We start from the raw sequence: 15,680 nt of genomic DNA, 5'->3' as shown, positions 1-15,680 counted from the left end.
GATAAAATTAAGGTTAGCCTTACTAGGGAGGTGAAAAGATTGCGGAAACGTTTATATATAGGGATTGGAGTTATCTTCTTAATCGCTTTAGGTGGAATTGTATTTTGGTCAGCTTTACAAGGAAACCGTACAGAAAATTTTATTTTAAGACATATGGTGAATGACAATGGAACACTTGCCACGTATCGTTTAGTAGATACTAAGGCAGGTACGGGTGAAGCTAAGGGACGTGAAGCTTTATCAGAATCGGCGGGATTATGGTTACAGTATACACTTGATAAAGATGATCAGGCGTTATTTGATGAGCAAGTAAAGGTTATTCAAGATAATTTCATATATAAGAATCATATCGTTTTATGGAAACTCTCTGAAAAGGGAGAGAGGCAGTCAGCTACAAATGCACTTATAGATGATCTTCGTATTATAGAACAATTATATCGTGCTTATGAAATGTATAAGGAAGAGCGTTATAAAAACCTTGCCGATCAATTAAGTGATGCTGTACTTCGTTATAATAAAAAAGATAATTATTATGTTGATTATTATGATGCAGATGCAGGAAAACAAAATAATTTTGTAACAACATCATACATAAATCCGCGTGCATTCTCCTATATGAAGAAGTACGGCAAAGTTTCTGCTCAGCAATATCAGGAAGTCGTTCAATTTTTAGCAGATTATCCAAGGCATGGCTGGGCATTCCCAAAAGAGTATAAAGAAGATGGTACATTTACGTACGATAAAGAAGTGAATCTTATTGACCAATCATACGTTGCATATCATCGAAGTTTAGGTGGTCTTTCATCAGCCGCTTATTTGGAATTTATAAAGAAGAAGTTCCAGGAGGATGGAAAGCTATACGGTCGTTACAATTTAGAAACGGGAAAACAAACTGTGAATTATGAATCGCCGGCCGCGTACGGACTAACGATTTTGTACGTACTACAAACAGGTGATACAAAGTTTGCGAAGGAATTGTATGATCATATGGCCACATTCCGAAATGACAATGTATTTAGTAGATATTACGGTGGATATGTAACAGGTGAAAATAATAATACGCATATTTTTGATAACGTATTGCCGCTTTTAGCTGAAATGGAATTAAAAAAGAGTGAACAATAAAAGGTGCCACCATATGAGGGTGGCACCTTTTATTTGTTCATATAATTTTATGTCCTAATATTAGAGAAGTAGTCAATCACGAATTCACGGAATTGCTGAGCTGTTTTTGATAAGTAGCGTTTTTTTGACCAACTTAATCCGATGGTTCGCTGACAAGTGGGTTCAATAATACGCAACTTGCTTGATGCTAAAGTAGAGTTTTTTAATAAAGTTAAACTTGGAACAAAAGCGATGCCGAGACCTTGCTTAATGAGGTCGCTAATTACGGTCGGTTCATCGACTTCAAAAGCAATATGCGGAGTGAAACCAGCTTCTTTACAAAATTCATCTGTTAAGTGCCGAAATCCATAGCCAGTGTTCATACTAATGAACGGTTCGTCCTTTACTTCATGGAGGTGGATATTTTCTCGGCCTGATAAACGATGGCCTGAAGGGACGACTAAGAAAATTTCTTCTGTAATAAGTGGTTCCCAAACAATTTCTTCTCCTTCAATTGGCACAGAGGAGATACAAAAGTCAATTTCTATATTATCTAGTTGTCGTTTCATAGAAGGAGTGGATGCCAGAAATTGTTGGAACCGAACGTTAGGATGTTCTAGTAAAAAAGAGCCAAGTAGTTCTGGCAATATTCTCGGAATAGAAACGGCTAGTGTAATAGAGCTTTGTTGTAATTCGGCTAAATCTTTAATTTCTCGTTCCCCTTCGCTTAATTCATGAAAAATACGCTCTACTCGTTTCAAAAATACTTTTCCGAAAGAATTTAAAGTAATCTGTCGACCTTGGCGATCAAATAAAGGGACGCCTAAATCCTTTTCGAGTCTAGCGATTGTTTTGCTGAGTGAAGGTTGTGCGATATGCAATTCTTCAGCTGCCTTTGTCATATGTTCTAGTCGTGCCACTGTCTGAAAGTATTTTAACTGGAGCAGTTCCATTTCGAGTCTCCTTTCTATAGACCAAAAGGAATGAATTAATAATTAAAGATGTATTATACAGTATGGAAAGTGACGTGTATAGTAAATCTGTTAAACCATTCTAATGGTGTTAAATTCGGAGAAGGAGTATGTTTCATGAAGGGAATTCAACTTGTATTTAAAGATTGGAAAGCGATGTGGCACCATAAACATGGACGTATCGCTTTAATTTTTTTATTAATCGTTCCGTTAATTTATTCAGGATTCTTTTTAGCCGGATATTGGGATCCGTACGGAAAATTAGATAAATTACCTGTTGCGGTTGTGAATTTAGATAAAGGTGCTGCGATGGATGAGAAAACAATTCATGCAGGAGACGATTTTGTAAAAAATTTAAAGGAGAATAAAGAACTGGCTTTTCATTTCGTATCAGAAAAAAATGCTGATGAAGGGCTAAAAGAAGATAAGTACTATATGGTTGTTACGATTCCAGCTGATTTCTCTAAAAAGGTAAGTACACTTATGGATGAGAAACCAGAACCAGCACAATTGCAGTACAAAGTAAATCCGGGTAAAAACTTTGTAGCAGCGCAAATTGGAACGACAGCTGTTGAAAATATGAAAACAAAAATTTCAAATAGTATTACGAAATCTTATACAGAAGGTGTGTTTTCAAAGTTTCAAGACTTAGCACAAGGGTTGAGTGATGCAAGTAATGGTGCTGGGAAGTTACATGAAGGAACGACAGATGCAAGAAATGGGGCAAATCAGCTTGCAGATGGTATTCATCGTTTAAGTGACGGGACATCAAAAGTGAAAGAGGGAAGTGAAAAACTTGCTTCTAGCAAATCAGCCTTAACTGACGGAGCGAATGAGCTAAGTCAAGGAGCAACTTCACTTCATAGCGGTATGGAGTTATTAGCACAAGGTGAAAAAACGTTACAATCAGGGGTTAGTGAATTAAGTGCTGGTACAAATGAATGGGTGAGCGGAAGTGAGAAGCTTGCTGAAGGCCAAGTAAAAGCGGATGGTGCAGCTAATAGTATAAAACAACAATTAGAAGAGTACGTGAAAAATCATCCAGAAGTGCAGCAAGATCCCGCTTTTCAAAAAATTGTTGCTACGTCTGATGGACTAGCTAAAGCAACAAATACTTTAAATAATAGCCAACAACAATTGACACAAGGTGCGAAGAAGATTGCTGACGGTCAACATAAGATTGAAGAAGGCATGAATACATTCGGAGTTAAGTTAAATGAAGCTACTGCTGGAACGAAAAAGGTAGCAGATGGTGCATCGAATTTGGCTGATGGATTTACGAAGTGGGGAAATGGGTTTACATCATTGCAAGAAGGTGTAAATCAGCTTGCGAGTGGTGGAACGGAGCTGAATAACGGTGCTGGTAAATTAACAAATGGACTTGTTAAACTTGATGATGGTGCGAAAGAACTTTCTACGAAATTGGGAGAGGGCGCAGAGAAGATAGCGGATGTTCGTAATGATGATGCACGTAATACGATGTTCTCAGAGCCAGTTCAGTTAGTGAAGTCAACAGTTTCTGACGTGCCTAACTACGGTTCAGGCATTGCGCCATATTTCTTATCACTTGCATTTTATGTTGGCGGAATTATGGCATCGAATATTTTACCTCTTGGCCGCAGACAAAATATGAAGGTAAGCGGAACGGTACATTTTATTAATAAACTAGGATTGGTATATTTAATTGGACTTATTCAAGCGCTACTCGTAGATGTAGTTGTGCTAGGTGTTATGAAATTAGAAGTCGCAAGTGTGCCACTCTTTGTTTTATCAAGTATTGTTATTTCCTTTACGTTCATGACATTTATTCTTATGCTAGTAACAGTATTTGGTCTTGTTGGAAAGTTCTTAGCGGTAACCCTTCTTGTCCTGCAATTAGCGACGAGCGGAGGTACTTTCCCAGGAGAATTAAACATAGCTGTTCTTAGCAAAATTGGACAGTTTCTCCCAATGTCTCATTCTCTTAGAGGATTACAAGATGTTATTTCTTTAGGAGATTGGTCGCAATTACAAATGCAAATTTTAATATTGTTATGTTATCTCGTTGTTGCCGGTGGAATTGCTTGGATCACGAGTCATATACAGCATAGAGAAACGAATGTAGAACAAGTTTCTTAAGATGAAATAAGCTATCCGATTTTTTCGGATAGCTTATTTTTTATTTACGTTCCATTACTGCAAAGTAATTATTTTCATTATCAGCAAAGTTGAATGCTCTACCAGTAGGTAAATCTACAACCTGTCCAACTGTGATATTTTTCTCAGAAAGATCTTTATATAGACGGTCTAAGTCATTTGAGAAGAACATAAGTGAAGGTGTATTTAGGTTTAGTTCAGGTTGCATCTTCGCGATTAACGCTTTATCGTGAAGGACGATGCTTGTTCCTGCTTCTTTCGCCGGTGCAATTTCAATCCAGCGGAAGCCATTTCCGTTATTTTCTTCCGCAATGATTTGGAACCCTACTTTTTCTGTCCAAAATTGTACTGTTTCGTCTTGGTTATTTACATATAGCATAATTTGTCCAACTTGATTAATCATAGGTGTCTCTCGCTTTCTTTTTATATGCGTATCATTATATCAAATATATGGCTTGAATAGTTTTTTATGATTTTTTCGGAATACAACCTTCGTCCATTTCATCTTTGTTGTAGGAGAAGGACCTGTAATCCAAGTATGAAATGGTATTGTGCTACAAATGACCATTGTTGAAATAGAGATAATAGCCGTTAACACAAATAGTAATAGGCTATATAATATAGTATTTTCTTGCAGCGTGAATAAGGAAAGAAGTTTTGTGCATAGTTGCAAGAAGAATAAATGAGCTAAATAAGCACCATACGTGTAATTTCCAATAAAACGTAACGTTTTATATAAGAAACCACGACGCTGTACTATCATAATAGATAACACATACAGTATGATAATTTCGCATACGATATATAAAAACATAGATGGTTTTAAATAGGTAGAAACAGTTAAATGAATAGAGTTTGCTCCGTAAAAACTAAACAACTCATAATTGATGAATAAAAATAAGATGAAAAATAATATTGTTATAAGCGGGATATGTTTCATGACGAATAGACGCCAAGTTTTTAGTGCTACAGCGGCAATGCCACCCATAACGAAATAGAATGAGTAGAATAGAAATGATCGATCTGTATAATGTAAAATTGTTGAGCTTGTTAATTTTTCTCCATTAAAAATATAGTGAGAAGAGAACCACATTAATAGAAAATATAGGCAAGCGAAAAAGGTCATATATTTATATATGTCTTTTTTATTTTCTGTTCGTTTTTGAAACCAATAAAAAAGTGTGCATAGTAAAGGGAACAATAAGTGAATTTGGAACATCATAATAACGTACCAAAGATGGGGCGCGGCTGTTCCGAGTAATAAACTTTTTATTCCGCCTTGTAATGTAATAAGATCATTTGTTGTTAATAAGTAAAGAATAGACCAAAAGAAATAAGGAATGAGTAAGTGTGTCGCTTTTTCAGAAATATATTCTTTATATACTAATTGCTTCGTATAGTGACGAATTAAGTGAAATCCAACGATAAATATGAATGCTGGTGCTGAGAATTTTGCAAGATTAAATAGCATGCCCATAATGAGGGATTGCTCAAGTAAGACATTTCCTTGATTCATTGTATATAATAAGGAACTTTGCAAAACGACAGCGAGAAATGCAATGCTTTGCAAAACTTTAAATTCAGGTACGCTTTGTGTCATCGTTTCCATCTCCTTTTCCATACATGATTATAGTACGGAGAATGGATAATGGATGTGGAATATTTGTGAAGATTTTAACAAATTTGTGGCGAGAGAGAATGAGTGGTATCGACTAATCAATAAATAAAGACAAAAAGAGGATGCTCTAAACGAGCATCCTCTTTCTATTAAGCAAATTTGTTTTTGATCCAATTCTTACCTTCTACAAGGCGAGCTGTCATTACCGCACAAGCGTTATCTGCTGTTACGTTTAACATCGTTGCAGGTGGATCAATGATTGTACTAATTGCTGCGATAATTGGCAGTGCTTCTGGCGGGAAACCGTATAGAGATACGATTAACATTTCACCAATCATACCACCGCCTGGAATAGCACCCATTACTGTTCCTACTAATAAAGAAACAACAAGTGCGATTGCTAATGTTTTCGGCCCTTCGAATTCCATGTTGAAAATACCGAATAAGAAAGCAATTTTTAATACGCCACCTAAAACAGAGCCGTCTTTATGAAGTGTAGAACCAAGAAGGACAACTGTTTCACGAACGTCTGAAGAAATACCCATTTTCTTCGTTGCTTCTAAGTTCGCTGGAATACTTGCGGCACTACTACAAGTTGCAAGTGATGTAACTGTAGGAGAGACCATGTTCTTCCAAAATACTTGTACACCTTGCTTGCGACCTGCAAGGTATGCATAGAATGTGAAGAATACAAAGAAGTAGATAAGAGAAGCTGGATAGTATACCATTGCTGCTCGGAAGTAAGTTCCAAGAAGTTGTGGTCCGAATTCGCCAACTAATGCTGCGAAGTAAGCAGCAAGTCCGATTGGAGCGTAGTACATAATGAAAGATACAACCTTCATTGAAATCTCTGCACCAGCTTGTAGGAATGTAGCGAATGGCTTTCCTTTTTCGCCAACTGCTGAAGTTGCAATCCCCATTAAGATAGAGAAGAAAATAAGAGCTAACATATTTTCACGAGATAGTAACTTCGAGAAGTCAGATACTGTTAAAATACCGACGATTTGATCTGCAACACTAACAGCTTTGCCGGCTTTGTCAGGTTGTGTTAGTTCTAGTACAACACCTTGTGCTGGCGGGAATACTTTCACGACAATAATCATAAAAATAGCAGCTAAAATACTTGTAAATAAGAAAGTCCCAGCCATACTAGACATAATTTTACCGAAACGTTTTAATCCATCCATATTAGCAATAGACGATGCGATGCTAAAGAACACTAGAGGTACAACAATCGTAAACATTAAGTTTAAGAAAATGTCACCAAGCGGCTTTAAAGCAACTGCATCGGCACCCATGAAATAACCAATGAAACCACCAATTAGGATAGAAGATAATAAAATAAGTGGAAAGCGATATGCCTTCATAAATATATCCTCCTATCAATTAAAAAAAGTCATACTGAATCATTATAGCGAGTTAGAGTTCTCTTTACTAGGAGAATACGGATAGATGGAATAGCGCGAAAACCAAGAAATTTTTGTTTTTAAGCTCGGCATACAGCAGGAAATCTAGACATATATATTTGTAACCTAGTGGTGGCAAGGAGTGCACCATAATTTAGGTAGAGAAAAAAGGGGAGGGAAGCAGAATGAATATTTTACTTTGCTGTGCAGCGGGAATGTCTTCCAGTTTGATTGTTACAAAGATGGAAAAAGCAGCAGAGGCAAGAGGGATAGAAGTGAAAATCTGGGCAGTATCAGGTTCTGAAGTGAATAGTCATATTGATAAAGCTGATGTCCTTTTACTTGGACCGCAAGTACGTTATTTATTACCGAAAATGAAAGAATTATGTAAGGATAAAGGGATACCTGTTGATGTCATTCAATCCGTTCATTACGGACTTTGTAATGGAGAAGCTATCTTGCAAGCAGCTTTGTCAATGAAACCATGAGGAGAGTGGGATAGATGATACGGTTTTTAGAGAAGTACGTGATGCCAGTAGCAGGGAAGGTTGCAGAGCAGAGGCATTTACAAGCAATTCGAGATGGAATTATTTTAACGATGCCTTTCTTAATTATTGGATCGTTTTTCCTCATTATTAGTGCACTGCCAATACCCGGATATAACGAGTTTATGGCAGGTTTGTTTGGTGAGAATTGGCAGAGAGCTTTAGGGTATCCAGTTAGTGCAACTTTTAATATAATGGCTTTAATAGCTGTTTTTGGAATCGCTTACAGGCTTGGAGAGTATTATAAAGTGGATGCTTTAGCATCCGGGGCATTGTCGCTTGTGACGTTTTTACTTGCGACGCCATTTCAAGTTGCATATATTATACCAAGTACAAAAGAAAGTGTACTTGTAGAAGGCGCTATCCCAGCTGCATTAATGGGAAGCCAAGGGTTATTTGTAGCAATGATTATTGCACTTATATCTACTGAACTGTATCGATTTATTGTACAAAAAAAGATAATTATAAAGATGCCAGAGACAGTTCCACCAGCTGTCACGCGTTCATTTGCAGCACTTGTTCCAGGATTTATTGTTGTAACAGTTATTTGGATTTTACGCTTAATTATAGAAAATACTTCTTTTGGCAGTATCCATAATATTGTGGGACAAATTTTACAGGAACCACTTAGTGTACTTGGTGCTAGTCTTTGGGGCGCAATAATAGCAGTTATTCTCGTTCATGTTCTTTGGTCGTGTGGAATTCATGGTGCTACTATTGTTGGTGGTGTAATGAGCCCTGTTTGGTTGTCGTTAATGGATCAAAACCGAGTTGCTTTTCAAGCTGGGCAAGATGTACCAAATACGATTACGGCACAGTTTTTTGACTTATGGATTTATATGGGCGGTTCTGGTGCAACGCTTGCTCTAGTTGTTGGAATGTTACTATTTGCACGAAGTCAACAATTAAAAAGTTTAGGGAGATTGTCAATTGCACCTGGTATATTTAATATTAATGAGATGGTAACTTTTGGTATGCCGATTGTGATGAACCCACTTTTACTAATTCCATTCATATTAGTTCCAGTTGTGTTAACAATTGTTTCGTATTTTGCAATGGAATGGGGATGGGTCGCACGTCCGAGTGGGGCCGCTGTACCTTGGACGACACCTATTCTTTTTAGTGGATATTTAGGATCGGGCGGGAAAATTTCAGGTGTTATTTTACAACTTGTTAACTTTGCGCTAGCATTCTTCATTTATTTACCGTTCTTAAAAATATGGGATAAACAAAAACTGGCGGAAGAAAAGGGGGAGTAAAGAACTAAAATGGATACGATAGAGACGAAAGCTTTTCATTTAATCTTGCATGGGGGAAACGCGAGAAGTTGTTCAATGGAAGCAATTGATTGTGCGAAGCGTGGGGAGTTTACAGAAGCTGAAGCTAAATTACAAGAAGCACTAGAGGAATTAAAAGAGGCGCACCGTGTACAAACGGAGCTTATCCAGAAAGAAGCTGGTGGTGAAAAGACCGAAGTTACTCTTTTAATGGTACACGCACAAGACCATTTAATGAATGCAATTACGGTGAAAGAATTAGCGAGTGAGTTTGTAGAGTTATATAGGAAGATGTCGGTGGATGAATGAACCTTGCTTATGCAAGGTTTTTTTATCTCGAATTAACGGGCAGTAAAACTTCCACTAATTAAAATTTCATTTTATGTATGTGCCTGTACCATCAGTGGAATGTTCATCCCACTGATGGTATTTTACAATCCTCCTTTTTTCGGATGAGTAAGAGTTATAATTAATCGGCAGTAACAATTTCTCCTATACCACGAATTAATCTTTTTATATGCATCCGTTCCGGTTTTAATATATTTACGATATAATCAATCGCTATTTGTGGTTCAACGGTTGTACCGCAAGTATAACAGTCAATAGCCGCAAAATTTTGTTCCGGGTAAGTGTGAATGGAAAGATGGCTTTCTGATAATAACACTAATACAGTAACACCATATGGCTGGAACTCTTTTTTACTTACGTTTAAAACATGGGCACCAGAGTAATCTGCAGCTGTAACTAGATGATATTCTAAAAAGTGCATATCATCTAATAGGGAAAAGTCCACTCCCCACAAATCTACTATTATATGCTTGCCAAAAGTAGAATATTCCATAGGGTAGCACTCCTTATTATAATATTGTCAAAACTTCATTTCCTGTTTGTAGCATTGATGTAAGATAAGATTTGATTCTGAATTTAAAAGAGCGAGGTTACGTTGTTCTAGATGTTCTTCTTTAAATTGAAATAAAGGAAAAAGAAGAGCAGGCAATGTTCGAGGAGTTGGTACTACATATAATTGTTCAATTTGATCGAGTACATGTGCAGAATTAGTAGCAAGATGAAATCCCCAGTCAGTTCCGAAAGAAGGAACGATTGTATGATAACTCTTCACAGTTAATCCAGCGTGTTCAATTGTATTACCGATACTCCAATATACTAGAGGTGCATCAGCAGGTGAATTAGATTGACAGACGAAAGCCCCATCTTCTGTTAAGAATGTAGCTATACGAGCAAATAGTTCGCTTGTATATAAAGTACTTAATAATTCTGTCGCTGGGTCTGGAAAATCAATAATGATTACATCGTATAAAGATGAAGGTGAATTTAGAAATTCTTTTGCATCGCATACGTGCACGTTCACACGATTATCAAAAAAAGCATTTTTGTTTAAAGATACTATTTCTGGAACATTACGTGCCATATTAATCATTGCCTCGTCTAAATCAACAAGGTCTACATGTAGCACAGTTTCATATTTCAAAACTTCTCGTAAGGCAAGGCCATCGCCACCACCTAATATGAGAACACGTTTTGGATCAATTACTTTTGCCATAATCGGATGTACAAGTGCTTCATGATAAATTTGCTCATCAACGGAACTGAATTGTAGTTGCTTGTCCAAGTATAAGCGAACATCGTTTACTTGGACTAAATTAATATTTTGATAATTACTCTTTTCTTCAAATAGGCTCGTATGTTCACCAGCTTGTATTTCCTTTAGAGAAATTTCATCCCACACATCTAAGCTGTGTGAATCTGTAGGTACTATAGTTACATTTTCCGATTGTACTTGCTTATCTTGCTTATTCTGCTCATCCTGTTTGTCCTGTTTGTCTTGTATATCATGCTTGTCCTGCTGTTCTAGTTCAAATTTGTCAGAGTCTAATTCAGAACGCTTGTCTTTTTTATAGCTTGTTATTCTATAAATCTTTATTTTGCTTTGTTTTCTATGTTTTGGCATAGGAATCCCCTTTCGAATTGTGTTATTTTATTCTATTTTATTTTATGTAATCTAGTAGAGTATGCTTGGACAATAGAATAGATAGAAGACTGAGCTCAAGAAAATGTTGTTTTTTACTAGATTTCTACGATAAAAAATTTTTTTAGTGTTTTTTCATATTAAACATAACTAGACAACTAAACACTAATCTATTTTCATACAGTTATGTGTTAAAAGCGTGTTGTTTTATAACACACTGTGTGTTTTTTAGACGACACACTAATTGAAAGCGTTAACACACAAAGAAAATGCTCGAAAAAGCACTGATTTTAGTGGTTTTAAAAAGTTGGCACGCTAATTGCATTAATAAATAGCGTAAAGAAAAATAAATAAAACATAAATTTTTTATACTACACAAGGGGGATTTTCAAATGAATATTTTATTATGTTGCTCAGCAGGGATGTCTACAAGTTTACTAGTTACAAAAATGGAAGCGGCTGCAAAAGCTCGCGGTTTAGAAGGAAAGATTTGGGCTGTATCTGGGGATGCAGTAAAAACGAATATCGATCAAGCAGATGTATTATTACTAGGACCACAAGTTCGTTACATGCTTTCTTCAATGAAAACGCTTGCTGATGAGAGAAACGTTGGAATCGACGTTATCAATCCAATGCACTACGGCATGATGAATGGAGAAGCAGTTTTAGATCACGCATTAACACTTAAAAAATAATTAGGGGGGAAGCGAAATGCAAAAGTTTATTGCATTCATGGAGAAATATATTGTTCCTGTCGCTGGTAAAATCGGGTCGCAACGTCATTTAGCTGCGATCCGTGACGGATTTATCGCAGTTATGCCACTTATTTTAGTTGGTGCACTGGCATCACTAATTAATGGTTTTCCATCTGAGGCTTTCCAAGATTTCATGAAAGGTTTGTTTGGTGAAACGTGGAAACAAGTTGGCGGTGGAATGTGGACTGGTTCTTTCGCGATTCTAGCACTAATCATAGCATTTACAACAAGTTATAACTTAGCAAAATCTTACGGCGTTGATGGTTTGTCAGCAGGTATTATTTCATTTGGTGCGTTAATTATTCTTACGCCAACAACACCGAAAGAAGGCGGATTGAACTTAGCTTGGACAGGTGCACAAGGGTTATTCGTAGCAATTATTGTGGCACTCCTTGTTACTGAAGTATTCCGTTTCTTCGTACAAAGAAACATTACTTTTAAAATGCCTGATGGAGTACCACCAGCAGTTTTAAGATCTTTCGCAGCTATAGTTCCAGCATTTGTTATCTTAACAGTAGTTGCAGGTATTCAATTAGCAGTGAAATTAGCTGGTACAAGTGTTCATGAATTTATCTTTAATACGATTCAATCACCACTGCAAAGTTTAGCAGGGACATTACCAAGTGCAATTGTCATTGTACTCCTTGTTCATCTTCTTTGGTTCTTCGGTTTACATGGTCCAAATATCGTTGGTGGTATTATTGAGCCGTTATACTTACCAGCATTAGAGAAAAATATGAAGTTATTCCAAGGTGGCACATCTGCATTTGATGTTCCAAACATTGTTACAAAACCATTCTTTGATACTTTCGTATATCTTGGTGGTTCTGGTGCAACATTAGCGTTCTTAGTAGTTGTATTACTTGTAGCAAAAAGTGCACAATTACGCGGTGTATCCCGCTTATCAATTGGTCCAGGTGCATTCAACATTAACGAACCAGTAATCTTTGGTACACCAATTATTTTAAATCCAGTTTTATTCTTGCCGTTTATCATAACACCAATTGTATTGGTAATTACTTCTTATACAGCTATATCTATTGGTTGGGTACCAAAAACAGTTGCAATGATTCCATGGGCAACACCACCAATTATTAGTGGTTATCTTGTAACAGGTGGGCATCTTTCAGGTGCAATTCTACAGTTATTCAACTTTGTAATTGCGATGGTAATCTACTATCCATTCGTTGTATTGTGCGATCGTTCTGTTGTTCGTACTGAAAAAGCAGCAGCACAAGGAAATAACAACTCTGTACCTATGTAACACAGTAATTGTTCTCACAGATAACACTATCTGTGAGGACAATCACCTTTATATCATGTTCAAAAAGATGAAACTCATCTACAAGAACACCAAACTATCATTCATAAAATAATAATGTAATAGAAATGTTCAAACTGAAGGGGTATTTAAATCGGTTGAACCTTATAGAGAGGGCGGTAATTATGATGACTACAGCAGAACAAATTCCATTCCAATTGATTTTAAATAGTGGTAACGCACGAAGCTTTGCGATGGAGGCACTTCAATTTGCCAAACAGGGGAAAATGGTAGAAGCAGATGAAGCGATGGTAAAGGCAAAAGAAGCGATTAATGAAGCGCATCATTTCCAAACAGAGCTCATACAATCAGAAGCAAGAGGAGAAAAAACAGAGGTTAGTGTTCTTTTAATTCACGCACAAGATCATTTAATGAATGCGATTACAGTGAAAGAATTAGCAGCAGAGTTTATCGATCTTTATAAAAAGCTTGAAGCGAAAGGGGAATAAAGCATGACTGGAATTAAAATTGCTACAATCGGCGGTGGATCTAGTTATACACCAGAGTTAATTGAAGGATTTATTAAGCGTTATGATGAACTGCCTGTTCGTGAAATTTGGTTAGTAGATATTGAGGCAGGAAAAGAAAAGTTAGAAATCGTTGGTAACTTAGCGAAACGTATGGTGAAAAAATCAGGTTTACCAATCGAGGTACATTTAACACTTGATCGTCGCGAGGCATTAAAAGATGCTGACTTCGTAACAACACAACTTCGCGTTGGTTTATTAGAAGCACGTGCAAAAGATGAAGCAATCCCATTAAAATATGATGTAATCGGTCAGGAAACGAATGGTCCTGGTGGTTTATTCAAAGCGTTGAGAACGATTCCTGTTATTTTAGATATTTGTAAAGATATGGAGGAGCTCTGTCCGAATGCATGGTTAATTAACTTTGCAAATCCAGCTGGTATGGTAACAGAAGCTGTTCTTCGTTATACAAATATTCAAAGAGTAGTTGGTCTATGTAACGTTCCAATCGGAATTCGTATGGGTCTTGCAAAATTACTTGAAGTAGATGCGAGTCGTGTTCACGTTGATTTCGCAGGTTTAAATCATATGGTATATGGATTAGACGTATATTTAGATGGCGTGAGTGTAATGGACCGTGTGTTAGAGCTTGTGACAGATCCAGAAAAGCAAATTACGATGGAAAATATCGCAGCGCTTAACTGGGAACCAGACTTTATTCGAGGACTTCGTGCAATTCCATGTCCATACCACCGTTACTACTACAAAACACGTGAAATGTTAGAAGAAGAGAAAGAAGCTTCTGTTGAAAAAGGTACACGTGCAGAAGTAGTAAAACAATTAGAAAATGATTTATTTGAGTTATATAAAGACCCGAACTTAGATATTAAACCACCACAATTAGAAAAACGTGGCGGAGCTTATTATAGTGATGCAGCATGTAGCTTAATTACGTCTATTTACAATAATAAAGGTGATATCCAGCCTGTTAATACACGAAACAACGGAACAATTGCAAGCTTACCACATGATTCAGCTGTTGAAGTGAACTGTATTATTACGAAAGAAGGCCCAAAACCAATTGCAGTGGGAGATCTTCCAGTACCAGTTCGCGGTTTAGTACAACAAATTAAATCATTTGAGCGCACAACAATTGAAGCTGCTGTTACAGGGGATTATCATAAGGCGCTGCTTGCTATGACAATCAATCCACTTGTACCATCAGATAAAGTTGCAAAACAAATTTTAGATGAAATGTTGGAAGCACATAAAGAGTATCTTCCGCAGTTCTTCAAAAAGGTAGAGAAGTAAAAGCGGCGCTATTTAGCCCGCTTTTTTTATTCTATTAGGAGGTATTATGATGATTAAGTTAATTGTAAATGCAGATGATTTCGGTCTTACAGAAGGTACAAATTACGGCATTATTGATGGGCATATAAATGGACTTGTAAATTCAACGACGATGATGATGAATATGCCAGGAACAGAGCATGCGGTACGCTTAGCGAAAGAGTACAACCTACTCGGAGTAGGCGTACATCTCGTATTAACGGCAGGAGAACCACTGTTAAAGGATGTACCGTCACTCGTAGGGGAAAACGGATCGTTTCATAAACAAAGTGTTGTAAGGGAAGGGAATATAAATCCAGAAGAAGTTGAGAGAGAATGGACTGCTCAAATTGAGAAGTTTTTATCTTACGGATTAACACCAACTCATTTAGATAGTCATCATCATGTGCATGGTTTACCGATCTTACATGATGTTCTTGAGAGATTAGCGGCTAAATATAATGTTCCGATTCGTCGTTGTGAGGAAGATAGAGCGGTGCATCCATTTTCTGATGTGTTTTACAGTGATTTTTATGCGGATGGTGTGACGGAAGATTACTTTGTGAAGTTAAAAGAAAGAGTACAAGGTGAACAAACGGTAGAAATTATGGTTCATCCAGCATATATTGATCCAGAGCTTGTGAAGCGTTCTTCTTACGTAATGGATCGTGTGAAGGAATTGCGTATTTTAACAGAGAGTGAGTTGCCAGAAGGCATAGAGCTTGTGAAGTTTTAATAGAAAAAACGACGGCTACATCATGCCG

16 protein-coding genes are annotated in these 15,680 nt (G+C 36.9%); 10 read left to right on the top strand and 6 right to left on the bottom strand.

Annotated elements, in window-relative coordinates; all coding sequences use genetic code 11:
- The first annotated feature begins 39 nt into the window (after positions 1–39).
- Positions 40–1,125 (top strand): hypothetical protein, encoded by a 1,086-nt coding sequence (locus tag GD442_RS25480; protein ID WP_001231662.1) that lies wholly within the window; start codon positions 40–42, stop codon positions 1,123–1,125.
- Positions 1,126–1,172: 47 nt separating this feature from the next.
- Here the strand turns inward: GD442_RS25480 and GD442_RS25475 are convergent, their stop codons facing one another.
- Complete coding sequence (locus GD442_RS25475) at positions 1,173–2,057, bottom strand: LysR family transcriptional regulator (RefSeq protein WP_000421926.1); 885 nt, start codon at positions 2,055–2,057, stop codon at positions 1,173–1,175.
- Positions 2,058–2,192: 135 nt separating this feature from the next.
- Here GD442_RS25475 and GD442_RS25470 point away from each other — a divergent pair, with 135 nt between their 5' ends.
- Complete coding sequence (locus tag GD442_RS25470; RefSeq protein ID WP_000676365.1) at positions 2,193–4,193, top strand: YhgE/Pip domain-containing protein; 2,001 nt, start codon at positions 2,193–2,195, stop codon at positions 4,191–4,193.
- Between the two features lie 40 nt (positions 4,194–4,233).
- On the opposite strand, the gene GD442_RS25465 is transcribed toward GD442_RS25470, so the two are convergent.
- The 3 genes from GD442_RS25465 to GD442_RS25455 all read right to left on the bottom strand — a co-directional run bounded on the left by GD442_RS25465 (position 4,234) and on the right by GD442_RS25455 (position 7,196).
- Positions 4,234–4,614, bottom strand: coding sequence for a VOC family protein (locus tag GD442_RS25465; protein WP_078385763.1), 381 nt, complete (start codon positions 4,612–4,614; stop codon positions 4,234–4,236).
- Positions 4,615–4,653: 39 nt separating this feature from the next.
- Complete coding sequence (locus GD442_RS25460) at positions 4,654–5,811, bottom strand: acyltransferase (RefSeq protein ID WP_086407872.1); 1,158 nt, start codon at positions 5,809–5,811, stop codon at positions 4,654–4,656.
- 167 nt (positions 5,812–5,978) lie between these two features.
- Complete coding sequence (locus GD442_RS25455) at positions 5,979–7,196, bottom strand: dicarboxylate/amino acid:cation symporter (protein ID WP_000649376.1); 1,218 nt, start codon at positions 7,194–7,196, stop codon at positions 5,979–5,981.
- A gap of 224 nt (positions 7,197–7,420) precedes the next feature.
- Here GD442_RS25455 and GD442_RS25450 point away from each other — a divergent pair, with 224 nt between their 5' ends.
- From GD442_RS25450 to GD442_RS25440, 3 genes are read left to right on the top strand one after another with little or no spacing between them, the layout of a single operon-like run.
- On the top strand, positions 7,421–7,723 hold the full coding sequence (locus tag GD442_RS25450; RefSeq protein ID WP_001023543.1) for a PTS sugar transporter subunit IIB: 303 nt from the start codon (positions 7,421–7,423) through the stop codon (positions 7,721–7,723).
- Positions 7,724–7,737: 14 nt separating this feature from the next.
- Positions 7,738–9,039, top strand: coding sequence for a PTS cellobiose transporter subunit IIC (gene celB / locus GD442_RS25445; protein WP_000617789.1), 1,302 nt, complete (start codon positions 7,738–7,740; stop codon positions 9,037–9,039).
- Positions 9,040–9,048: 9 nt separating this feature from the next.
- The gene (locus GD442_RS25440) at positions 9,049–9,366 is read left to right on the top strand and encodes a PTS sugar transporter subunit IIA (protein WP_000379645.1); all 318 of its coding nucleotides are present in this window, start codon (positions 9,049–9,051) and stop codon (positions 9,364–9,366) included.
- Between the two features lie 160 nt (positions 9,367–9,526).
- Here the strand turns inward: GD442_RS25440 and speD are convergent, their stop codons facing one another.
- Both speD and GD442_RS25430 read right to left on the bottom strand, forming a co-directional pair.
- On the bottom strand, positions 9,527–9,898 hold the full coding sequence (gene speD / locus GD442_RS25435; protein ID WP_000456821.1) for an adenosylmethionine decarboxylase: 372 nt from the start codon (positions 9,896–9,898) through the stop codon (positions 9,527–9,529).
- A 27-nt stretch (positions 9,899–9,925) separates the two neighbouring features.
- Entirely contained in the window at positions 9,926–11,026 is a 1,101-nt protein-coding gene (locus GD442_RS25430; RefSeq protein WP_001123965.1) for a polyamine aminopropyltransferase, read from the bottom strand.
- 410 nt (positions 11,027–11,436) lie between these two features.
- Here GD442_RS25430 and GD442_RS25425 point away from each other — a divergent pair, with 410 nt between their 5' ends.
- The 5 genes from GD442_RS25425 (at position 11,437) to chbG (ending at position 15,652) form a co-directional block, all read left to right on the top strand.
- Entirely contained in the window at positions 11,437–11,739 is a 303-nt protein-coding gene (locus GD442_RS25425) for a PTS sugar transporter subunit IIB (RefSeq protein ID WP_001023569.1), read from the top strand.
- Between the two features lie 16 nt (positions 11,740–11,755).
- Positions 11,756–13,063 carry a PTS cellobiose transporter subunit IIC gene (celB, locus tag GD442_RS25420; protein ID WP_001168822.1) on the top strand — a complete coding sequence of 436 codons (1,308 nt, stop codon included), beginning with the start codon at positions 11,756–11,758 and terminating at the stop codon, positions 13,061–13,063.
- Positions 13,064–13,245: 182 nt separating this feature from the next.
- Complete coding sequence (locus tag GD442_RS25415; protein ID WP_000989059.1) at positions 13,246–13,569, top strand: PTS lactose/cellobiose transporter subunit IIA; 324 nt, start codon at positions 13,246–13,248, stop codon at positions 13,567–13,569.
- Positions 13,570–13,572: 3 nt separating this feature from the next.
- On the top strand, positions 13,573–14,898 hold the full coding sequence (gene celF / locus GD442_RS25410) for a 6-phospho-beta-glucosidase (protein ID WP_000145750.1): 1,326 nt from the start codon (positions 13,573–13,575) through the stop codon (positions 14,896–14,898).
- Positions 14,899–14,947: 49 nt separating this feature from the next.
- A complete protein-coding gene (gene chbG, locus GD442_RS25405) occupies positions 14,948–15,652 on the top strand; it encodes a chitin disaccharide deacetylase (RefSeq protein ID WP_000593496.1) in 705 nt (234 codons plus the stop codon).
- Positions 15,653–15,680: the final 28 nt, after the last annotated feature.

The organism is Bacillus sp. A260, assembly GCF_009861435.1.
Lineage (GTDB): Bacteria > Bacillota > Bacilli > Bacillales > Bacillaceae_G > Bacillus_A > Bacillus_A cereus.
This window is presented reverse-complemented; position numbering and strand designations above follow the sequence as displayed.